The sequence below is a fragment of the Pseudomonas sp. Irchel s3b2 genome (assembly GCF_900187445.1).
GTDB lineage: Bacteria > Pseudomonadota > Gammaproteobacteria > Pseudomonadales > Pseudomonadaceae > Aquipseudomonas.
Genome location: NZ_FYEB01000011.1, coordinates 1 through 22,439, shown reverse-complemented (window position 1 = coordinate 22,439; position 22,439 = coordinate 1). Strand labels below are relative to the sequence as shown.

20 protein-coding genes, 4 tRNA genes and 1 rRNA gene are annotated in these 22,439 nt (G+C 55.0%); all 25 read right to left on the bottom strand.

The genetic code is table 11. The annotated features are described in order from the left end of the window. Positions 1-6: 6 nt before the first annotated feature. The gene (gene rplB / locus CKW20_RS20660; protein WP_003210080.1) at positions 7-831 is read right to left on the bottom strand and encodes a 50S ribosomal protein L2; all 825 of its coding nucleotides are present in this window, start codon (positions 829-831) and stop codon (positions 7-9) included. 14 nt (positions 832-845) lie between these two features. After that, positions 846-1,145 (bottom strand): 50S ribosomal protein L23, encoded by a 300-nt coding sequence (gene rplW / locus CKW20_RS20655; RefSeq protein WP_002555488.1) that lies wholly within the window; start codon positions 1,143-1,145, stop codon positions 846-848. Then, the gene (rplD, locus tag CKW20_RS20650; RefSeq protein WP_003228735.1) at positions 1,142-1,744 is read right to left on the bottom strand and encodes a 50S ribosomal protein L4; all 603 of its coding nucleotides are present in this window, start codon (positions 1,742-1,744) and stop codon (positions 1,142-1,144) included. Before rplD ends, rplW begins: the two co-directional genes overlap by 4 nt. 12 nt (positions 1,745-1,756) lie before the next feature. Continuing rightward, positions 1,757-2,392 carry a 50S ribosomal protein L3 gene (gene rplC, locus CKW20_RS20645; protein WP_003186059.1) on the bottom strand — a complete coding sequence of 212 codons (636 nt, stop codon included), beginning with the start codon at positions 2,390-2,392 and terminating at the stop codon, positions 1,757-1,759. Positions 2,393-2,472: 80 nt separating this feature from the next. Continuing rightward, positions 2,473-2,784: a 30S ribosomal protein S10 gene (gene rpsJ, locus CKW20_RS20640; RefSeq protein ID WP_003186070.1), complete on the bottom strand. Its 312-nt coding sequence runs from the start codon at positions 2,782-2,784 to the stop codon at positions 2,473-2,475. A 157-nt stretch (positions 2,785-2,941) separates the two neighbouring features. Next, positions 2,942-4,135 (bottom strand): elongation factor Tu, encoded by a 1,194-nt coding sequence (gene tuf, locus CKW20_RS20635; protein WP_054594277.1) that lies wholly within the window; start codon positions 4,133-4,135, stop codon positions 2,942-2,944. A gap of 31 nt (positions 4,136-4,166) precedes the next feature. After that, positions 4,167-6,272 (bottom strand): elongation factor G, encoded by a 2,106-nt coding sequence (gene fusA / locus CKW20_RS20630; protein ID WP_030131211.1) that lies wholly within the window; start codon positions 6,270-6,272, stop codon positions 4,167-4,169. Between the two features lie 30 nt (positions 6,273-6,302). Then, entirely contained in the window at positions 6,303-6,773 is a 471-nt protein-coding gene (gene rpsG, locus CKW20_RS20625) for a 30S ribosomal protein S7 (RefSeq protein WP_002555493.1), read from the bottom strand. A gap of 119 nt (positions 6,774-6,892) precedes the next feature. Continuing rightward, positions 6,893-7,264, bottom strand: coding sequence for a 30S ribosomal protein S12 (gene rpsL, locus CKW20_RS20620; RefSeq protein WP_003186084.1), 372 nt, complete (start codon positions 7,262-7,264; stop codon positions 6,893-6,895). 216 nt (positions 7,265-7,480) lie between these two features. Beyond that, positions 7,481-11,680 (bottom strand): DNA-directed RNA polymerase subunit beta', encoded by a 4,200-nt coding sequence (rpoC, locus tag CKW20_RS20615; RefSeq protein ID WP_017341073.1) that lies wholly within the window; start codon positions 11,678-11,680, stop codon positions 7,481-7,483. A gap of 64 nt (positions 11,681-11,744) precedes the next feature. Further along, on the bottom strand, positions 11,745-15,818 hold the full coding sequence (gene rpoB, locus CKW20_RS20610) for a DNA-directed RNA polymerase subunit beta (RefSeq protein ID WP_095054552.1): 4,074 nt from the start codon (positions 15,816-15,818) through the stop codon (positions 11,745-11,747). Between the two features lie 220 nt (positions 15,819-16,038). Next, positions 16,039-16,404, bottom strand: a complete 366-nt coding sequence (gene rplL, locus CKW20_RS20605) for a 50S ribosomal protein L7/L12 (protein WP_095054551.1) — start codon at positions 16,402-16,404, stop codon at positions 16,039-16,041. Between the two features lie 75 nt (positions 16,405-16,479). Further along, positions 16,480-16,980, bottom strand: a complete 501-nt coding sequence (rplJ, locus tag CKW20_RS20600; protein WP_095054550.1) for a 50S ribosomal protein L10 — start codon at positions 16,978-16,980, stop codon at positions 16,480-16,482. Between the two features lie 198 nt (positions 16,981-17,178). Next, entirely contained in the window at positions 17,179-17,874 is a 696-nt protein-coding gene (rplA, locus tag CKW20_RS20595; protein ID WP_003186095.1) for a 50S ribosomal protein L1, read from the bottom strand. Then, on the bottom strand, positions 17,874-18,305 hold the full coding sequence (gene rplK, locus CKW20_RS20590; RefSeq protein ID WP_007933726.1) for a 50S ribosomal protein L11: 432 nt from the start codon (positions 18,303-18,305) through the stop codon (positions 17,874-17,876). Before rplK ends, rplA begins: the two co-directional genes overlap by 1 nt. Before the next feature lie 117 nt (positions 18,306-18,422). Then, complete coding sequence (nusG, locus tag CKW20_RS20585; RefSeq protein WP_007933727.1) at positions 18,423-18,956, bottom strand: transcription termination/antitermination protein NusG; 534 nt, start codon at positions 18,954-18,956, stop codon at positions 18,423-18,425. 9 nt (positions 18,957-18,965) lie between these two features. After that, entirely contained in the window at positions 18,966-19,334 is a 369-nt protein-coding gene (gene secE, locus CKW20_RS20580) for a preprotein translocase subunit SecE (RefSeq protein ID WP_007896620.1), read from the bottom strand. A 45-nt stretch (positions 19,335-19,379) separates the two neighbouring features. Then, positions 19,380-19,455 (bottom strand) — tRNA-Trp (locus CKW20_RS20575). Positions 19,456-19,628: 173 nt separating this feature from the next. After that, a tRNA-Thr gene (locus CKW20_RS20570) sits at positions 19,629-19,704 on the bottom strand. 26 nt (positions 19,705-19,730) lie between these two features. Continuing rightward, positions 19,731-19,804, bottom strand: a tRNA-Gly gene (locus CKW20_RS20565). Between the two features lie 24 nt (positions 19,805-19,828). After that, positions 19,829-19,913: transfer RNA gene (locus CKW20_RS20560), tRNA-Tyr, on the bottom strand. 143 nt (positions 19,914-20,056) lie between these two features. Further along, positions 20,057-20,497 carry a hypothetical protein gene (locus CKW20_RS20555; RefSeq protein WP_095054549.1) on the bottom strand — a complete coding sequence of 147 codons (441 nt, stop codon included), beginning with the start codon at positions 20,495-20,497 and terminating at the stop codon, positions 20,057-20,059. A gap of 7 nt (positions 20,498-20,504) precedes the next feature. After that, a complete protein-coding gene (locus tag CKW20_RS20550) occupies positions 20,505-21,254 on the bottom strand; it encodes a pantothenate kinase (protein ID WP_095054548.1) in 750 nt (249 codons plus the stop codon). Continuing rightward, positions 21,244-22,203 (bottom strand): bifunctional biotin--[acetyl-CoA-carboxylase] ligase/biotin operon repressor BirA, encoded by a 960-nt coding sequence (birA, locus tag CKW20_RS20545; RefSeq protein WP_095054547.1) that lies wholly within the window; start codon positions 22,201-22,203, stop codon positions 21,244-21,246. Before birA ends, CKW20_RS20550 begins: the two co-directional genes overlap by 11 nt. A 136-nt stretch (positions 22,204-22,339) precedes the next feature. Then, positions 22,340-22,439, bottom strand: a 5S ribosomal RNA gene (gene rrf, locus CKW20_RS20540); the annotation flags it as partial.

Genomic DNA, 22,439 nt, shown 5'->3' with positions numbered 1-22,439 from the left:
CTCTATTTACTTGCGACGACGGACGATCATTTTGTCGGTACGCTTATTACCACGAGTCTTCGCGCCCTTAGTCGGGAAGCCCCATGGCGATACCGGATGACGACCACCAGAGGTACGACCTTCACCACCACCATGTGGGTGGTCAACCGGGTTCATGGCAACACCACGAACGGTTGGGCGAACGCCACGCCAGCGTTTGGCACCAGCTTTACCCAGCGAACGCAGGCTGTGCTCGGAGTTCGAGACTTCACCCAGGGTCGCGCGGCATTCAGCCAGCACTTTACGCATCTCACCAGAACGCAGACGCAGGGTCACGTAGACACCTTCACGAGCGATCAGCTGAGCCGAAGCACCAGCGGAACGAGCGATTTGTGCGCCTTTACCTGGCTTCAATTCGATGCCGTGTACGGTGCTACCAACTGGAATGTTACGCAGTTGCAGAGCGTTGCCCGGCTTGATCGGCGCCAAAGCACCTGCGATCAGCTGGTCACCAGCACTCACGCCTTTAGGGGCGATGATGTAGCGACGCTCGCCATCTGCGTACAGCAGCAGAGCGATGTGAGCAGTACGGTTTGGATCGTATTCGATACGCTCGACAGTGGCAGCGATGCCATCTTTGTCGTTGCGACGGAAATCAACCAGACGATAATGCTGCTTATGGCCACCACCGATGTGACGAGTGGTAATACGACCATTGTTGTTACGACCACCAGTCTTCGATTTTTTCTCGAGCAGCGGTGCGTGAGGAGCGCCTTTATGCAGCTCCTGGTTGACCACCTTGACCACAAAACGGCGGCCAGGGGAAGTCGGTTTGCATTTAACGATTGCCATGATGCACCCCTTCCTTACTCAGCACTGCTGCTGAAATCGAGATCTTGGCCTGGCTGAAGGGAGATAACTGCCTTCTTCCAGTCATTACGCTTGCCCAGACCGCGAGCAGTGCGCTTGCTCTTACCCAGAACATTCAGGGTAGTAACACGCTCTACTTTCACGCTGAACAGGCTTTCGACGGCCTTCTTGATTTCCAGCTTGGTTGCATCAGTAGCAACCTTGAAAACGAACTGGCCTTTCTTGTCTGCCAGAACCGTAGCCTTCTCGGAAACGTGCGGGCCAAGCAGAACTTTAAATACGCGTTCCTGGTTCATCCCAGCAGCTCCTCGAATTTCTTCACGGCCGACACAGTGATCAACACCTTGTCGTATGCGATCAGACTAACTGGATCGGAACCTTGCACGTCACGTACATCTACGTGTGGCAGGTTACGAGCAGCCAGGTACAGGTTCTGATCAACAGCGTCCGACACGATCAGAACGTCGGTCAGGCTCATGTTGTTCAGCTTGCCCAGCAGGTCTTTGGTTTTCGGCGTTTCAACGGCGAAATCCTGAACCACAACCAGACGATCAGTACGCACCAGCTCAGCAAGGATGGAACGCATTGCTGCGCGATACATCTTCTTGTTCAGCTTCTGGGAGTGATCCTGAGGACGAGCTGCGAAAGTGGTACCGCCGCCACGCCAGATTGGGCTACGGATAGTACCAGCACGAGCACGGCCAGTACCTTTCTGACGCCATGGACGCTTACCGCCACCACGAACGTCGGAACGGGTCTTTTGCTGCTTGCTACCTTGACGGCCGCCGGCCATGTAGGCCACGACTGCTTGGTGAACCAGCGTCTCGTTGAATTCGCCGCCAAATGTCAGTTCGGAAACTTCGATCGCTTGAGCGTCATTTACATTTAATTGCATGTCAGCTTCCCCTTAACCGCGAGCCTTGGCTGCTGGACGTACAACCAAGTTGCCGCCAGTAGCGCCAGGAACAGCGCCCTTGACCAACAACAGATTGCGTTCAGCGTCCACGCGCACTACTTCGAGGGACTGCACGGTCACGCGCTCAGCGCCCATATGACCGGACATTTTTTTGCCCTTGAATACACGACCAGGAGTCTGGCACTGGCCGATAGAGCCTGGAACGCGGTGGGATACGGAGTTACCGTGGGTGTTATCTTGCCCGCGGAAATTCCAACGCTTGATCGTACCCTGGAAGCCTTTACCTTTGGACTGACCGGTTACATCAACCAGTTGACCAGCGGCGAAGATTTCAGCGTTGATCAGATCGCCGGCCTGGTACTCGCCTTCTTCAAGGCGGAATTCCATTACGGTACGACCAGCGGCAACGTTCGCTTTAGCGAAGTGGCCAGCCTGAGCTGCTGTTACACGCGAAGCACGACGCTCGCCGACAGTGACTTGCACTGCACGATAGCCATCGGTCTCTTCAGTTTTGAACTGGGTGACGCGATTCGGCTCGATCTCAATGACCGTGACCGGAATGGAGACACCTTCTTCGGTGAAAATACGGGTCATACCGCATTTACGACCGACTACACCAATAGTCATGTTGTAAACCTCATGAGTGTACGGGGCTTTCACCCGCTATGGCCGCCCATTTCAGAGCGTTACACGACTAAGACCGAGTCTTAGCCGAGGCTGATCTGCACTTCCACACCGGCCGCAAGATCAAGCTTCATAAGAGCATCAACGGTTTTATCCGTTGGCTGGACGATGTCCAGAACGCGCTTATGAGTACGGATTTCGTACTGGTCACGCGCGTCTTTGTTGACGTGCGGGGAGACCAGAACGGTGAACCGCTCTTTACGGGTAGGCAGTGGAATTGGACCACGCACTTGAGCACCAGTACGTTTCGCGGTTTCCACGATTTCCTGGGTGGATTGGTCGATCAGGCGATGGTCAAAAGCCTTCAACCTGATACGGATTTGCTGATTTTGCATTGGATTTCAGACTCCGGCTGCTATTCCCACCGAGCGCAATACGCCCGTTAAAAGGAGGCGCAATTCTATAGACGCCCCAGATAGGTGTCAACCCAATAAAAAAGCCCCCGCTGAGCGGGGGCTTTTTCAAAGCATCAAAGCTATCTCAACAAAGAGATTACTCGATGATTTTGGCTACGACGCCAGCGCCGACGGTACGACCGCCTTCACGGATAGCGAAACGCAGACCATCTTCCATCGCGATGGTTTTGATCAGGGTAACAGTCATCTGAATGTTGTCACCTGGCATTACCATTTCAACGCCTTCTGGCAGCTCGCAGTTACCAGTCACGTCAGTAGTACGGAAGTAGAACTGTGGACGGTAGCCTTTGAAGAACGGAGTGTGACGACCGCCTTCTTCCTTGCTCAGAACGTAAACTTCTGCAGTGAACTTGGTGTGAGGCTTAACCGAACCCGGCTTAACCAGAACCTGACCACGCTCAACGTCGTCACGCTTGGTGCCACGCAGCAGAACGCCGCAGTTCTCGCCAGCACGACCTTCGTCGAGCAGCTTGCGGAACATCTCAACACCGGTGCAGGTGGTGACAGTGGTGTCACGCAGACCAACGATTTCCAGTGGATCCTGAACGCGAACGATACCGCGCTCGATACGACCAGTCACAACAGTACCGCGACCGGAGATCGAGAACACGTCTTCGATTGGCATCAGGAACGGCTTGTCGATAGCACGCTCTGGCTCCGGGATGTAGCTGTCCAGAGTTTCAACCAGCTTCTTGACGGCAGTGGTGCCCATCTCGTTGTCGTCCAGACCTTCCAGAGCCATACGAGCCGAACCGATGATGATTGGAGTGTCATCGCCCGGGAAGTCGTAGGTGGACAGCAGGTCGCGAACTTCCATCTCAACCAGTTCCAGCAGCTCAGCGTCGTCTACCAGGTCAGCCTTGTTCAGGAAAACCACGATGTACGGAACGCCTACCTGACGGGACAGCAGGATGTGCTCACGGGTTTGCGGCATCGGACCATCAGCGGCCGAGCAAACCAGGATCGCGCCGTCCATCTGAGCAGCACCGGTGATCATGTTCTTCACGTAGTCAGCGTGACCTGGGCAGTCAACGTGAGCGTAGTGACGAATCTTCGAGTTGTACTCAACGTGCGCGGTGTTGATGGTGATACCGCGAGCTTTCTCTTCTGGTGCGCTGTCGATCTTGTCGAAGTCAACACGAGCCGAACCGAAAACTTCGGAGCAGACGCGAGTCAGAGCAGCAGTCAGAGTGGTTTTACCGTGGTCAACGTGACCGATGGTGCCAACGTTGACGTGCGGAAGGGAACGATCAAATTTTTCTTTAGCCACGACAATTAACTCCTAGCCTAAAGGGGCTGAATCAGCCTTGTTTTTTGGTAACAGTTTCGACGATGTGCGACGGAGCTGTATTGTATTTTTTGAATTCCATAGAGTAGCTTGCGCGACCCTGGGACATCGAACGAACGTCGGTCGCATAACCGAACATCTCGCCCAACGGAACTTCAGCACGAATCACCTTACCGGAGACCGTATCTTCCATACCCAGAATCATGCCGCGACGACGGTTAAGGTCGCCCATCACGTCACCCATATAGTCTTCAGGCGTAACAACCTCTACCGCCATGATCGGCTCAAGCAGCTCACCACCGCCCTTCTGGGCCAGTTGCTTGGTCGCCATGGAAGCAGCCACCTTAAACGCCATCTCGTTCGAGTCGACGTCGTGGTAGGAACCATCAAACACGGTAGCCTTCAGGCCGATCAGCGGATAGCCGGCAACAACACCGTTCTTCATCTGCTCTTCGATACCCTTCTGGATAGCCGGGATGTATTCCTTAGGAACCACACCACCCACTACTTCGTTCACGAATTGCAGACCTTCCTGACCTTCGTCAGCAGGAGCAAAACGGATCCAGCAGTGACCGAACTGGCCACGACCGCCGGACTGACGAACGAACTTGCCTTCGATTTCACAGTTCTTCGTGATGCGCTCACGATAGGAAACCTGAGGCTTGCCGATGTTGGCTTCGACGTTGAACTCACGGCGCATCCGGTCAACCAGGATGTCCAGGTGCAGCTCGCCCATGCCGGAGATGATCGTTTGACCAGTCTCTTCATCAGTTTTGACGCGGAAAGACGGGTCTTCCTGAGCAAGCTTGCCCAGAGCGATACCCATTTTTTCCTGGTCATCCTTGGTCTTTGGCTCAACGGCAACCGAAATAACCGGCTCCGGGAAGTCCATGCGAACCAGGATGATTGGCTTGTCAGCGTTGCACAAAGTCTCACCAGTGGTGACGTCCTTCATGCCGATCAAGGCCGCGATGTCGCCAGCGCGCACTTCCTTGATCTCTTCACGGGCGTTTGCGTGCATTTGCACCATACGACCCACGCGCTCTTTCTTGCCTTTGACCGAGTTGATCACGCCGTCGCCGGAGGCCAACACGCCCGAGTAAACGCGGACGAAGGTCAAGGTACCCACGAATGGGTCGGTAGCGATCTTGAACGCCAGAGCCGAGAACGGCTCGTTGTCGTCTGCATGACGCTCCATCTGCTTTTCCTCGTCATCCGGGTCAGTACCCTTGATGGCAGGAATGTCAGTTGGTGCAGGCAGGTAGTCGATAACGGCGTCGAGAACCAGGGGAACGCCCTTGTTCTTGAAGGAAGAACCGCAAACAGCCAGAACGATCTCACCAGCAATAGTACGCTGACGCAGAGCGGCCTTGATTTCCTCGATGGTGAGCTCTTCACCTTCAAGGTACTTGTTCATCAGCTCTTCGCTGGCTTCGGCCGCAGCCTCAACCATGTTGCTGCGCCACTCTTCAGCCAGCTCCTGCAGTTCGGCAGGGATAGCTTCGCGACGCGGAGTCATACCCTTGTCGGCATCGTTCCAGTAAACCGCTTCCATGGTCATCAGATCGATCTGACCCTGGAAGTTGTCTTCGGAACCGATAGCCAACTGGATAGGCACCGGGGTGTGACCCAGGCGCTGCTTGATCTGAGCAATCACGCGCAGAAAGTTCGCACCGGCACGGTCCATCTTGTTCACGTAAACGATACGTGGAACACCGTACTTGTTGGCTTGACGCCATACGGTTTCGGACTGCGGCTCAACGCCCGAAGTACCACAGAACACAACGACAGCGCCGTCGAGTACACGCAGGGAACGTTCAACTTCAATAGTGAAGTCTACGTGACCCGGGGTATCGATGACGTTGAAGCGGTATTGGTCCTTGTGCTGCTTCGCAGAACCTTGCCAGAAGGCGGTAATAGCAGCAGAAGTAATGGTAATACCACGCTCCTGTTCCTGCACCATCCAGTCTGTGGTCGCGGCGCCGTCATGCACCTCGCCCATCTTGTGGCTTTTGCCAGTGTAAAAAAGGACGCGCTCGGTGGTGGTGGTTTTACCAGCATCCACGTGAGCAACGATACCAATGTTACGGTAGCGGTTAATCGGTGTAGTACGAGCCATAAAGCCCTCGCAAAATTAGTGACGCTAAAATTAGAAGCGGTAGTGCGAGAAAGCCTTGTTGGCTTCAGCCATACGGTGCACGTCTTCACGCTTCTTAACTGCAGCACCTTTACCTTCGGCGGCGTCCAACAGTTCGCCAGCCAAACGCAGAGCCATAGACTTCTCGCCGCGCTTGCGAGCGAAGTCTACCAACCAGCGCATTGCCAGAGCGTTACGACGGGACGGACGAACTTCGACCGGAACCTGGTAAGTAGCACCGCCTACACGGCGCGACTTTACTTCGACCAGCGGAGCGATGGCGTCGAGAGCTTTCTCGAAGATTTCCAGGGGATCGCTGTTCTTGCGTTCTTTAACCTTTTCCAGCGCGCCATAAACGATACGCTCGGCAACGGCTTTCTTGCCGCTTTCCATTACGTGGTTCATGAACTTGGCCAGGATCTGGCTGCCGTATTTTGGATCGTCAAGCACTTCGCGCTTGGCTGCTACGCGTCTTCTTGGCATGGATAAGCCCTCAAACGGTCTTCAGGTTCGCTCGGAATCGGTGCCCTTCACGGGACGCCTCCGACCTTACTCTTATCGACTCAGAAAAATAGAAATCAGTTTTTTGCAGCAAGCGGCTATTACTTCGGACGCTTGGTACCGTACTTCGAACGACCCTGGTTACGACCTTTAACGCCGGAAGTATCCAAAGAACCGCGTACGGTGTGGTAACGAACACCTGGCAAGTCTTTTACACGACCGCCGCGGATCAGTACCACGCTGTGCTCTTGCAGGTTGTGGCCTTCACCGCCGATGTACGAGGAAACCTCGAAACCGTTGGTCAGACGCACACGGCATACTTTACGCAGTGCCGAGTTAGGTTTTTTCGGCGTGGTGGTATACACACGGGTGCATACGCCACGACGTTGCGGGCAGTTCTGCAGCGCAGGCACGTCGGATTTCTCGACGATACGCTTACGCGGCTGACGTACCAGCTGGTTGATAGTTGCCATCTACTAGCTCCACTGTTGTCTTGCGACGCTATTGTCTTGCAAGAAAAGCAAAATGGCAGGAACGAATTCCCGCCAAATTTAGGGGTACAAGAGTCTAAAGAGGATCTTGCCCCCAGTCAAGGCAAGGCCCCGACCTCCCCGCTCATCCAACCTCGACAAATTGTCTCGATTCGATGAACGGAATGGCCAGGGCCCTACGCTCATTTATCGCAGAACTCAGTTACCGCTCGAGTTCAGCGCTTCGGTCAGTGCAGCTTCCACTTCACTGGCGCTTACGCGCAACGGTTTGTCAGCATCACGGCGGCGCTTGCGCTCGCTGTGATAAGCCAGACCGGTACCTGCCGGGATCAAACGACCCACGACTACGTTTTCTTTCAGGCCGCGCAGGTAATCGCGCTTGCCGGTTACCGCCGCCTCGGTCAGTACGCGAGTGGTTTCCTGGAAGGAAGCCGCCGAGATGAACGATTCGGTGGACAACGACGCCTTGGTGATACCCAGCAGTACGCGAGTGAACTTGGAAACGAATTTCTCGTCGCCAGCCAGACGCTCGTTCTCTACCAGAACGTGAGTCAATTCCATCTGGTCACCCTTGATGAAACTGGAATCGCCGGATTCAGCGATTTCAACTTTACGCAGCATCTGACGCAGAATGGTCTCGATGTGCTTATCGTTGATCTTCACGCCTTGCAGACGGTAAACGTCCTGGATCTCGTTCACGATGTACTTGGCCAGCGCACTCACACCCAGCAGACGCAGGATGTCGTGTGGATCGCTCGGGCCGTCGGAGATAACTTCGCCGCGGTTTACCTGTTCGCCTTCGAAGACGTTCAGGTGACGCCACTTCGGAATCAGCTCTTCGTACGGATCGCTACCGTCGTTCGGGGTGATAACCAGACGGCGCTTGCCTTTGGTCTCTTTACCGAACGCGATGGTGCCGCTGACTTCAGCCAAAATCGAAGCTTCTTTCGGACGACGGGCTTCGAACAAGTCGGCAACACGAGGCAGACCACCGGTGATGTCACGGGTCTTCGAAGTCTCTTGCGGAATACGAGCGATAACATCACCGATCGCGATTTTCGCACCGTCCGCCACACCGACCAAGGCGTTGGCAGGCAAGAAGTACTGAGCGATTACGTCGGTACCCGGCAGCAAGAGATCCTTGCCGTTGTCATCAACCATCTTCACAGCAGGACGGATATCTTTACCGGCAGCTGGACGGTCTTTGGCGTCGAGTACTTCAATGTTGGTCATACCGGTCAATTCGTCAGTCTGACGCTTGATCGTGATGCCTTCTTCCATGCCCACGTAGGTCACGGTACCTTTCATTTCGGTAACGATTGGGTGAGTGTGCGGATCCCACTTGGCCACGATTGCGCCAGCGTCGACCTTGTCACCTTCTTTAACCGAAATCACAGCACCGTACGGCAGCTTGTAACGCTCGCGCTCACGACCGAAGTCATCAGCGATTGCCAGCTCACCGGAACGGGACACAGCAACCAGGCAGCCATCCACTCGCTCAACGTGCTTCAGGTTATGCAGACGGACGGTACCGCCATTCTTCACCTGAACGCTGTCGGCCGCGGAGGTCCGGCTTGCCGCACCACCGATGTGGAACGTACGCATGGTCAGCTGGGTACCCGGCTCACCGATGGACTGGGCAGCGATAACGCCGACCGCTTCACCGATGTTCACCTGGTGACCACGAGCCAGATCACGGCCGTAGCACTTGGCGCAAATGCCGTAGCGGGTTTCGCAGCTGATCGGCGAACGCACGATCACTTCGTCGATGCTGTTCAGCTCGATGAACTCGACCCACTTCTCGTCTACCAGAGTGCCGGCAGGAACAATAACTTCCTCAGTACCTGGCTTGAATACGTCACGAGCAATGACACGACCCAATACGCGCTCACCCAACGGCTCAACAACATCACCGCCTTCAATGTGCGGAGTCATTACCAGGCCATGTTCGGTGCCGCAATCGATCTCGGTCACAACCAGATCCTGCGCAACGTCTACCAGACGACGAGTCAGGTAACCGGAGTTCGCAGTTTTCAACGCGGTATCCGCCAAACCTTTACGAGCACCGTGAGTGGAGATGAAGTACTGAAGTACGCTCAAACCTTCACGGAAGTTCGCAGTAATTGGCGTTTCGATGATGGAACCGTCCGGCTTGGCCATCAGGCCACGCATACCGGCGAGCTGACGGATCTGCGCAGCAGAACCCCGTGCGCCCGAGTCGGCCATCATGTACATCGAGTTGAAAGACTCTTGGTCGACTTCGACACCATGACGGTCGATGACTTTCTCTTTCGAGAGGTTGGCCATCATCGCCTTGGAAACTTCGTCGTTCGCCTTGGACCAAAGGTCGATCACTTTGTTGTACTTCTCGCCCTGGGTTACCAGGCCGGAGGCGTACTGGCTTTCGATCTCTTTCACTTCGTCGGTGGCCGCACCGATGATGCGGGCTTTTTCATCCGGGATAACGAAGTCGTTAACACCGATGGAAACGCCGGAGATGGTCGAATAGGCAAAACCGGTGTACATCAACTGGTCAGCGAAGATCACGGTCTCTTTCAAACCAACCACGCGATAGCACTGGTTGATCAGCTTGGAGATCGCCTTTTTCTTCATCGGCTGGTTGACGACGTCGTACGACAGGCCAGGTGGAACAACCTGGAACAACAGCGCACGGCCGACAGTGGTGTCGACAATACGGGTGTTCTTGACGCTGCCACCATCACGATCGTTGACGGTTTCGTTGATCCGCACTTTGACCTTGGCGTGCAGCGCGGCTTCGCCGGCACGGAACACACGGTCAACTTCCTGCAGATCCGCGAACACACGACCTTCGCCCTTGGCGTTGATCGCTTCACGCGTCATGTAGTACAGACCCAATACAACGTCCTGCGACGGAACGATGATTGGCTCACCGTTGGCTGGCGACAGAATGTTGTTGGTCGACATCATCAACGCACGCGCTTCCAACTGGGCTTCCAGTGTCAGCGGTACGTGTACGGCCATTTGGTCGCCGTCGAAGTCGGCGTTGTACGCAGCACAGACCAGAGGGTGCAGCTGGATAGCCTTGCCTTCGATCAGTACCGGTTCAAACGCCTGGATACCCAGACGGTGAAGGGTCGGTGCACGGTTGAGGAGAACCGGGTGTTCGCGAATCACTTCAGCGAGAACATCCCAAACCTCTGGCAGCTCGCGCTCGACCATCTTCTTGGCAGCTTTGATGGTGGTAGCAAGACCACGCATTTCCAGCTTGCCGAAAATGAACGGCTTGAACAGCTCGAGAGCCATCTTCTTCGGCAGACCGCACTGGTGCAGACGCAGAGTCGGGCCAACGGTAATTACCGAACGACCGGAGTAGTCAACACGCTTACCGAGCAAGTTCTGACGGAAACGACCCTGCTTACCCTTGATCATGTCAGCCAGGGATTTCAGAGGACGCTTGTTGGAACCGGTGATAGCGCGACCACGACGACCGTTGTCGAGCAGTGCGTCGACAGCTTCCTGCAACATACGCTTTTCGTTGCGCACGATGATGTCCGGAGCGGACAGATCGAGCAGACGCTTCAAGCGGTTGTTACGGTTGATCACTCGACGATACAGATCGTTGAGGTCGGAAGTCGCGAAGCGACCGCCATCCAGCGGGACCAGTGGACGCAGATCTGGCGGCAGAACCGGCAGAACGGTCAGCACCATCCACTCTGGCAGGTTGCCGGAACCCTGGAAGGCTTCCATCAACTTCAGACGCTTGGACAGCTTCTTGATCTTGGTTTCGGAGTTGGTTTGCGGAATTTCTTCACGCAGGCGGCCAATCTCGTGTTCCAGGTCGATAGCGTGCAGCAGTTCACGGACAGCTTCGGCACCCATGCGGGCATCGAAATCGTCGCCGAACTCTTCCAGCGCTTCGAAGTACTGCTCGTCGTTGAGCAGCTGACCCTTTTCAAGGGTGGTCATGCCTGGATCGATAACGACATAGCTCTCGAAGTAGAGAACGCGTTCGATATCACGCAGGGTCATGTCCATCAGCAAGCCGATACGGGACGGCAGCGATTTCAGGAACCAGATGTGGGCAACTGGCGAGGCCAGTTCGATGTGCGCCATGCGCTCACGACGAACTTTTGCCAGCGCGACTTCAACGCCGCACTTCTCGCAGATCACACCACGGTGCTTCAAGCGCTTGTACTTACCGCACAGGCACTCGTAATCCTTTACCGGGCCAAAGATCTTGGCGCAGAACAGGCCGTCACGCTCAGGTTTGAACGTACGGTAGTTGATGGTTTCCGGCTTTTTAACTTCACCGAACGACCACGAACGGATCATCTCAGGCGATGCCAATCCAATACGGATGGCGTCGAACTCTTCGACTTGACCCTGGTTTTTCAGCAAATTCAGTAGGTCTTTCAAGGCCTTTCCTCCTGGCGGAGCAGAGAGCGGGCAATCCTGCCCCGCTCTCGATTCGCGTCACGTGTTATTCGGTTTCCAGATCGATATCGATGCCGAGGGAACGAATTTCTTTGATCAACACGTTGAAGGACTCGGGCATGCCCGGCTCCATACGGTGATCGCCGTCCACGATGTTTTTGTACATCTTGGTCCGACCGTTCACATCGTCCGACTTCACTGTGAGCATTTCTTGCAGAGTGTAAGCGGCACCGTATGCTTCCAGTGCCCAGACCTCCATCTCCCCGAAACGCTGACCACCGAACTGCGCCTTACCACCCAGCGGCTGCTGGGTAACCAGGCTGTACGAACCGGTAGAACGAGCGTGCATCTTGTCGTCTACCAAGTGGTTCAGCTTCAGCATGTACATGTAGCCAACAGTAACCGGGCGCTCAAACTTGTTGCCGGTACGGCCGTCAGTCAGCTGCATCTGGCCGCTTTCTGGCAGGTCTGCCAGTTTCAGCATGGCCTTGATTTCGCTTTCCTTGGCGCCGTCGAACACTGGAGTGGCCATTGGTACGCCGCCACGCAGGTTCTTCGCCAGATCCAGGATTTCCTGGTCGGAGAAGCTATCCAGATCTTCGTTACGACCGCCGATCTGGTTGTAGATCTCGTCCAGGAAGGTGCGAAGTTCAGCAACTTTACGCTGCTCTTCTACCATCCGGTTGATCTTCTCGCCCAGACCTTTGGCCGCGAGGCCCAGGTGGGTTTCAAGGATCTGACCAACGTTCATACGCGAAGGTACGCCCAACGGGTTGAGGACGACGTCGACCGGGGTGCCATTGGCATCGTGCGGCATGTCTTCAACCGGCATGATCACGGAGACCACACCTTTGTTACCGTGACGACCGGCCATCTTGTCGCCCGGCTGGATGCGACGACGGATTGCCAGGTAAACCTTGACGATTTTCAGCACGCCTGGAGCCAGGTCATCGCCTTGCTGCAGTTTGCGCTTCTTGTCTTCGAACTTGTCGTCCAGCAGACGGCGGCGATCAACGATGTAGGCCTGAGCCTTCTCGAGCTGCTCGTTCAGAGCATCTTCAGCCATGCGCAGTTTGAACCACTGACCATGCTCAAGACCGTCGAGAATTTCGTCGGTGATGTCCTGACCTTTCTTCAGACCGGCGCCGCCTTCGGCTTTGTGGCCGACCAGAGCGGAACGCAGACGTTCGAAAGTGGCGCCTTCAACGATACGGAACTCTTCGTTCAGATCCTTGCGGATCTCGTCGAGTTGAGTCTTCTCGATCGACAGTGCACGAGCATCACGCTCAACGCCGTCGCGGGTGAAGACCTGTACGTCGATGACGGTACCCTTGGTGCCGGTAGGCACACGCAGGGAGGTGTCTTTAACGTCGCTGGCTTTTTCACCGAAGATCGCACGCAACAGCTTCTCTTCTGGAGTCAGTTGAGTCTCGCCTTTCGGAGTGACCTTACCGACCAGAATGTCGCCTGCGCCAACTTCAGCACCTACGTAAACGATACCGGCTTCGTCCAGCTTGTTCAGTGCAGCTTCACCCACGTTCGGGATGTCTGCAGTGATTTCCTCTGGCCCAAGCTTGGTGTCACGTGCCACACAGGTCAGTTCCTGAATGTGGATCGTGGTGAAACGGTCTTCCTGAACAACACGCTCGGACAGGCAGATGGAGTCTTCGAAGTTGAAGCCGTTCCATGCCATGAACGCGATGCGCATGTTCTGACCCAGAGCCAGCTCACCCATATCGGTGGACGGACCGTCGGCCATGATGTCGCTGCGCTGAACCCGATCACCCTTGCTCACCAGCGGACGCTGGTTGATGCAGGTGTTCTGGTTGGAGCGGGTGTACTTGGTCAGGTTGTAGATGTCGACACCAGCTTCGCCGGTTTCAACTTCATCATCAGCAACACGAACCACAATACGGCTGGCGTCGACGGAGTCGATCACGCCACCACGACGAGCCACGACGCAAACGCCGGAGTCACGGGCTACGTTACGCTCCATGCCAGTACCTACCAGCGGCTTGTCAGCGCGCAGGGTTGGTACAGCTTGACGCTGCATGTTCGAACCCATCAACGCACGGTTGGCGTCGTCGTGCTCGAGGAACGGGATCAGCGACGCTGCAACCGAAACTACCTGCTTCGGCGATACGTCCATCAAGGTGACGTCTTCCGGCGCCTTGACGGTGAACTCGTTCAAGTGACGAACAGCTACCAGCTCGTCGATCAGGACTTTCTTGTCGTTCATCGTGGCCGAAGCCTGAGCGATCACGTGATCAGCTTCTTCGATGGCGGACAGGAACACGATCTCGTCGGTGACCAGAGCGTCTTTCACCACACGGTACGGGCTCTCGAGGAAGCCGTACTGGTTGGTGCGCGCATAGGCAGCCAAGGAGTTGATCAGACCGATGTTCGGACCTTCCGGCGTTTCAATCGGGCATACACGACCGTAGTGAGTCGGGTGTACGTCACGAACTTCAAAGCCAGCACGCTCACGAGTCAAACCGCCAGGGCCGAGTGCAGAAACACGACGCTTGTGGGTGATCTCGGACAGCGGGTTGTTCTGGTCCATGAACTGGGAAAGCTGGCTGGAACCGAAGAACTCTTTCACCGCCGCAGCCACTGGCTTGGCGTTGATCAGGTCTTGCGGCATCAGGCCTTCGCTTTCAGCCATCGACAGACGCTCTTTGACCGCACGCTCAACACGTACCAGGCCAACGCGGAACTGGTTCTCGGCCATTTCGCCTACGCAGCGAACACGACGGTTACCCAGGTGGTCGATGTCATCGACGATGCCTTTACCGTTACGGATGTCGACCAGAGTCTTCAGTACCGCGACGATGTCTTCCTTGCACAACACGCCCGAACCTTCGATCTCGGTACGACCGATACGACGGTTGAACTTCATCCGGCCGACCGCAGACAGGTCATAGCGCTCAGGGCTGAAGAACAGGTTGTTGAACAGAGTCTCGGCTGCGTCTTTGGTTGGCGGCTCGCCAGGACGCATCATGCGATAGATCTCGACCAGCGCTTCCAATTGGTTGCTGGTAGAGTCGATCTTCAGAGTGTCGGAGACGAACGGACCGCAGTCGATATCGTTGGTGTACAGAGTTTCGATACGAACAACCTGAGACTTGGCGATTTTTGCCAGGATCTCGGTGTTCAGCTCGGTGTTGCACTCTGCCAGGATTTCGCCGGTTGCCGGATGCACGATGACCTTGGCGGTAGTGCGACCCAGGACGTAGTCCAGAGGCACTTGCAGCTCTTTGATCCCTGCTTTTTCCAGCTGGTTGATGTGGCGAGCAGTAATACGACGACCTTGCTCGACAATAACCTTGCCTTTGTCATCCAGGATATCCAGGACAGCAATTTCACCACGCAGGCGCTGAGGCACCAGTTCCAGGCTGAGGTTTTCACCTTGCACGTGGAAGACGTTGGTGGTGTAGAAGGCGTCCAGCACTTCTTCAGTGGTATAGCCCAACGCGCGCAGCAGTACCGATGCAGGCAGCTTGCGACGACGGTCGATACGCACGAACACGCAGTCTTTCGGGTCGAACTCGAAGTCCAGCCACGAACCGCGGTAAGGAATGATGCGCGCGGAGTACAGGAGTTTGCCGGAGCTGTGCGTCTTGCCACGGTCGTGGTCGAAGAACACGCCCGGGGAACGGTGCAGCTGGGAAACGATTACACGCTCGGTACCGTTGATTACGAAGGTACCGTTCTCAGTCATCAGGGGGATTTCACCCATGTAGACTTCTTGCTCTTTGATGTCCTTGATCGCTTTGTTCGACGATTCTTTGTCGAAAATGATCAGGCGCACTTTTACCCGCAAAGGTACGGCGTAAGTTACACCGCGCAATACGCATTCTTTGACATCAAATGCCGGTTCGCCCAGGCGATAACCGACGTACTCCAGCGCAGCATTGCCGGAGTAGCTGATGATCGGGAAAACGGATTTGAAGGCCGCATGCAGGCCCACGTCGCGGAACTGATCTTTAGTCGCTCCCGCCTGCAAGAATTCACGATACGAATCCAGCTGGATTGCCAGGAGATACGGCACATCCATGACGTCCGGCAACTTGCTAAAGTCCTTGCGGATACGTTTTTTCTCAGTATATGAGTAAGCCATCAGCGTTCCCCAGCTTGGTCACCTGCTTGTTTGGCCCCTCCCGACGGGAGCAGCCAGAAAATCGTGCAAACCCCATGGTTTGCGCCACCGCATCGGGTGGTTACAGCTCGTTACCAGCACCGACCCAGTCGGTTGCCAATAACGGAAAAAGGCCGGTGGCAAGAGCCACCAGCCATCAGCCTTTCGCTTAACGCTCGGGCTGGAGGTGCAAAGTCGATGCTTACTTCAGCTCGACTTTAGCGCCTGCTTCTTCCAGAGTTGCTTTGGCTTTGTCAGCTGCGTCTTTCGAAACAGCTTCCAGAACCATGGCAGGAGCGCCGTCAACTACAGCCTTGGCTTCTTTCAGGCCCAGACCGGTCAGTTCACGTACTGCCTTGATCACGTTAACTTTCTTCTCGCCAGCTTCGGTCAGCATGACGTTGAATTCAGTTTGCTCTTCAACAACGGCGGCAGCAGCAGCTGGACCAGCCGATGCAGCAGCAGCGGTAACACCGAATTTTTCTTCGAAAGCTTTGATCAGCTCAACAACTTCCATTACGGACATGTTGCCAACTGCTTCAAGGATATCGTTCTGAGAGATAGACATGAATCTAATTCCTGATATTGGGGACGGCCTACGCGACCATCGAAAAAAACAAAAAACGCGAGAAGTTGACGAGCCTTAGGCTGCAGCAGCTTCTTTCTGGTCGCGAATTGCCGCCAGAGTACGAGCCAACTTGCTGGTAGCGCCTTGAATCACGCTCATCAGCTGAGAAATTGCTTCGTCACGGGTCGGCAGAGTTGCCAGTACGTCGATTTGGTTAGCTGCGAGGTACTTGCCCTCGAACGCAGCTGCCTTGATCTCGAACTTGTCCTGACCCTTTGCGAACTCTTTGAAAATCCGGGCAGCAGCGCCTGGATGTTCCTTGGAGAAGGCAATCAGGGTAGGGCCGGTGAACACGTCGTTGAGAACACTGAATTCAGTGTCAGCAACAGCGCGCTTGAGCAGGGTGTTACGCACAACACGTACGTAAACGCCAGCTTCACGAGCCTCTTTACGGAGTCCGGTCATCGCGCCTACTGTTACGCCACGGGCATCAGCCACGACAGCGGACAGAGCGACTTTGGCAGCCTCGTTGACTTCAGCGACGATGGCCTTCTTGTCTTCGAGTTTAATTGCCACGGGTTTAACTCCTGCTTGTTACCGTTTCATCTGGCCGGAGCCGGATGTCGTTTTGGTGTCTGATTCGGTAAGGAACCGGGAGCACCATCTGCGTAGGCTTGTGGTTTAAGACTTGCGTCGCCTACGGTCTTGGATAGCCCCCGCCAGGCAGGGACCCCAATTTTTCAATTGGCGCAATCGCTTGCACCAATTTGTGTCTTACGCGTCGAGCGAGCTTTGGTCGATAACCAAACCTGGGCCCATAGTGGTGCTCAGGGTAACGCGCTTGACGTAGATGCCTTTCGAGGAAGCTGGCTTGATACGCTTCAGATCAGCGATCAGGGCTTCAACGTTTTCCTTCAGCTTGACGGCGTCGAAGCCGATCTTGCCAACGGAAGTGTGGATGATGCCGTTTTTGTCGGTGCGATAACGAACCTGACCAGCCTTGGCGTTTTTAACCGCGGTAGCTACGTCTGGAGTTACAGTGCCGACTTTAGGGTTAGGCATCAGACCACGTGGACCGAGGATCTGACCCAATTGACCAACAACGCGCATGGCATCCGGGGATGCGATAACTACGTCATAGTTCAGGTCGCCGCCTTTCATTTCGGCAGCCAGGTCGTCCATACCTACACGGTCAGCGCCGGCAGCCAGAGCGGCCTCAGCAGCTGGACCTTGGGTAAACACAGCAACGCGAACGGTCTTGCCAGTGCCGTGTGGCAGCACAGTAGCGCTACGAACGACCTGGTCGGATTTACGCGGGTCAACACCCAGGTTCACAGCAACGTCGAACGACTCGCTGAACTTGACAGTCGACAGCTCAGCCAGCAGAGCAGCAGCATCTACAAAATTGTAGGCCTTGCCTGCTTCGATTTTGCCGGCGATAGCCTTTTGACGCTTGGTCAGCTTAGCCATTACACACCCTCCACGTTAAGGCCCATGCTACGAGCAGAACCGGCGATGGTACGCACGGCTGCTTCCATATCAGCTGCAGTCAGATCCGCGTTTTTGGTTTTCGCGATTTCTTCCAGCTGAGCACGAGTCACAGTGCCAACCTTAACGGTGTTCGGACGAGCGGAACCGCTGGTCAGACCGGCCGCCTTCTTCAGCAGAACCGAAGCAGGGGTGGATTTGGTTTCGAAAGTGAAGCTACGGTCGCTGTAGACAGTGATGATCACTGGAGTCGGCAGACCTGGCTCAAGACCCTGAGTACGGGCGTTGAAAGCCTTGCAGAATTCCATGATATTCACGCCGTGCTGACCCAGAGCAGGACCAACAGGTGGGCTTGGGTTAGCCTGAGCGGCCTTCACTTGCAGCTTGATGTAAGCGGTAATCTTCTTGGCCATGAGGCACTCCAATTACGGGTTCGAACGCCTCGAAAGGCTCCCCGGTTACTTGCGCGTTTATCCCAGTGACGACAAAACCCCACAGCCTAAGGCTGTGGGGTTGGGATGCTTGCTCAGCTAGACCTTTTCGACCTGGCTGAACTCTAGCTCTACCGGTGTAGAGCGACCGAAAATGAGCACTGCCACTTGGATCCGGCTCTTCTCGTAGTTAACCTCTTCAACCGTGCCAGTAAAATCAGCAAACGGTCCGTCATTGACACGCACCGACTCGCCTGGCTCGAACAACGTCTTCGGCTTCGGCTTATCGCTACCATCAGCAACGCGACGCAGAATCGCTTCTGCTTCTTTATCGGTGATTGGGGCTGGTTTGTCGGCGGTACCGCCAATGAAACCCATCACCCGAGGCGTATCCTTGACCAAGTGCCAAGTACCCTCGTTCATATCCATCTGCACCAGCACATAGCCTGGGAAGAATTTGCGCTCGCTTTTGCGCTTCTGGCCATTGCGCATTTCAACCACTTCTTCAGTGGGGACCAGAATCTCGCCGAAGCCATCTTCCATGCCAGCCAGCTTTACGCGCTCAATGAGCGAGCGCATTACATGCTTCTCGTAACCGGAGTAAGCATGCACAACATACCAACGCTTAGCCACGGGACACCCTTAGCCGACGATCAAAGAAACAAGCCAGCCGAGCAGGGAATCAAGCCCCCACAACAGCAACGCCATAACCAGAACAACAGCCACAACGATCAACGTGGTCTGCGTGGTTTCCTGGCGAGTTGGCCATACGACTTTACGAATCTCGGTGCGTGCCTCTTTGACAAGCACAAAGAAAGACTTGCCCTTGACTGTCTGCAGACCTACAAAGGCAGCTACAGCAGCAATCACGAGCAAAGCGAGTACGCGGTACAGGATCGGCGAAGCAGAGTAATACTGATTGCCAACAACGCCAACAACCACCAAAGCGACTACTACTAGCCACTTGAGCAGATCGAAGCGAGAGCCTTGAGCTTCAGCTTTAGGAGTCATCTATGAAGATCCTGTGAAAAGAAAGCCAGACACACGTGGTGAATCTGGCAGGTCAGGAGGGAATCGAACCCCCAACCTACGGTTTTGGAGACCGTCGCTCTGCCAATTGAGCTACTGACCTAAAACGAAATCAGGCCGACCATTATGCCGATCCGAAAAAGACTTTACAACAACTTACTCAACGACCTCGACCGCCCCACCGACACCAGAGCAATCAATCACCCTCGCGAACAGCACAGAACAACCACAAGCCATTAAAACAAAGGCAGATATTTTCATATCTGCCTTGTTATATGGAGCTCTTGAGCGGATTTGAACCGCTGACCTCACCCTTACCAAGGGTGTGCTCTACCAACTGAGCTACAAGAGCGTAACACTTTGCAAAACCTGCAAACTTGGAGCGGGTAGCGGGAATCGAACCCGCATCATCAGCTTGGAAGGCTGAGGTTCTACCACTAAACTATACCCGCGAGGCTTGCAGCTCTCGCTAAAAATGGTGGAGGGGGAAGGATTCGAACCTTCGAAGTCGTAGACGTCAGATTTACAGTCTGATCCCTTTGGCCGCTCGGGAACCCCTCCTAAGCGAGCCGGCATTCTACATCATGCCAGCCTTCTGTCAAGCATTTTTCTCATTAAAAACCTGAGCTTAGCTGCATTGACCTCGCTTCGCGCTGTTGACTGTTAAAGGTCTTCACTGCGGAGCGGGCGCCATTCTATGCAAACTATTCGACGGGTGCAACCCCCTCGCAAGGCATTATTTTATGTTTTAACTCATTGAATTCTTTAGAAAGGTTTTGCAACTGCGAGTCACCCAGCAAACGCCGGCTTTCCGGGGCTATGCGCACCCAGTAACCAGCATATTCGGGGAGATCCTTCGGCAGGGACTGAAACTTGATATCCATGGCATTCAATCGACGTTCGATTACCAGGGCGATTTCCTGTCGAGCAGAACCTCCCAGATAGAGACAACTGCTATCCGCCTGCGTAGATTTTCCTTTGTCTCGAGCCGTATCAGTTGCCTCGCTCAACAAACGAATATCCTGCTGCGAGCCGCGATACAAACTCAAGGGGGTTACATCTTTCGCTCGAAGCGGAGCCTCCTGTTGGTGCCAGACGTAATAGAACACATTGAGAACAAACAACAACAGGAACAACCAACGCATAAAAACCTCAGGACAAGGGACAGGCCATCGCCAAACCTACAAATACCAGGTCTGGAACCACCCTGGCCTGGGGTACAATCTCAGAGACCAGATCAGCATCCCCTCCAGTCAGGAAAACTGCGAAATCTTCCCCCCAATAGCTACGCGCCAACTCTAGCTGAGTCAGGACAAACCCTCTCAACATTAGCAAACAACCTCGCTCGACAGCCTCGACGGTTGTACGCCCAGGAACGAGACTCTCCAAAGCGCGCTCAGCAGCAAGATCTCCATAACGAATTCTACGGGTATGGGTACGCAGCTGGTTGCGCATCAAAGGCATCCCGGGACAGATAAATCCTCCGAGATGCTCACCATCCCCTGCAATAAAGTCAGCCGTAACAGCCGTACCAAAATCGAACACCAGACAAGCACCCGAAGCCAGATGAAATCCTCCGAGCATTGCAAGCCAGCGATCAAGCCCTAGCCGCTCGAACTCCTCATAGCCATTTCGAACCCCGGACATCTCGCGAGTCGGCGTCGCGCACACTACGGAAACGCCGAAAACCTCGGCCAGCAGAGAAATCAGCGCACTGGTTTCTTCGGCAGTTCTGACACTGACTAAACGACAATGCATGAGAGCGAGCCCCTTGAGCCCCTTCAAACTCTCCAGCAGTGCGAGATCCGAATCAACGACCCCCTCGCCAACCACCCGCCGGACATCCTTGCTGAGCACACGCCACTTGATGAAACTGTTTCCACAATCGAGCTCAAGAATCATCACGTAACCTCAGGCTGAGCTCGCCACCACTAAAGACCTTCTCCACACCATTCACCTTCAAGCGCAAGGCACCCTGACTATCGATACCCAACACCTCACCATCTATCTGACTAACACCGGCAATTAAAGACACCGCCCGCCCCTGCCATAGATGATTTTGCTCCCACTCCGCCTGGATAGCAGGAAATCCGCCGGCCTGGTGGCGATTTAAATAGGCCTGGAGCATTACCCCTAACTCCGCAACCAGATGATTGCGATCAACCGCCATACCCGACTCGAGTCGCATGGACGTCCATTGCTGATCAACCTCATCGGTCATCTGCATGTTTACATTGATTCCGACACCGATTACCACGTGACAAACATCAGCAGGATCTCCCACTAATTCGAGCAGTATTCCAGCGATCTTTTTCTGCCCCACCAGAAGATCATTCGGCCACTTCAACCCCACACCTGAAACACCAAGCCCTCGCAAGGCCTGCATTACGGCAAGCCCAACGACAAGACTCAAGCCTTCCAACTGCCGCATCCCACCATCAATGCGCAGCACCAGACTGTAATAGAGGTTTTCTGCAAACGGGCTCACCCATTTGCGTCCACGCCGTCCGCGACCGGCCGTTTGCCGCTCAGCTAGCACCAGAAATGGCGCAGGCTGACCACGCTCGATAGAGCGCAAGGCTTCAGCGTTGGTGGAGTCAATTGAATCGAAGACTAGGATGGGCCACTCACAAGAAGACGCCAGCGCGCTTATTTCCGCAGGATCAAGCAGTGTCAATGGCGCAGCCAGTTGATAGCCGCGACCGCGCACTTTGTGAATGGATAAACCGAGTTCGGCTTCCAAGTGCTGAAGCTGCTTCCATACAGCGCTACGACTGACGCCCAAGGCAGCACCCAGGGCCTGGCCTGAATGGAATCGACCATCCTTAAGAAGCTTTAACAAGGTCAGCATGCAAGTCTCGCCTCACAATGAGGCCCGCATGATAGCCATGCCCCGGGCTGTTGCATAGAAACCCTGCAAGCGAGATTTTCCTGCGGACAAAACAAAACCCCTACCTGCATACGCAGATAGGGGTTTCGGAATTTAATCTTGACGATGACCTACTCTCACATGGGGAAACCCCACACTACCATCGGCGATGCATCGTTTCACTGCTGAGTTCGGGATGGGATCAGGTGGTTCCAATG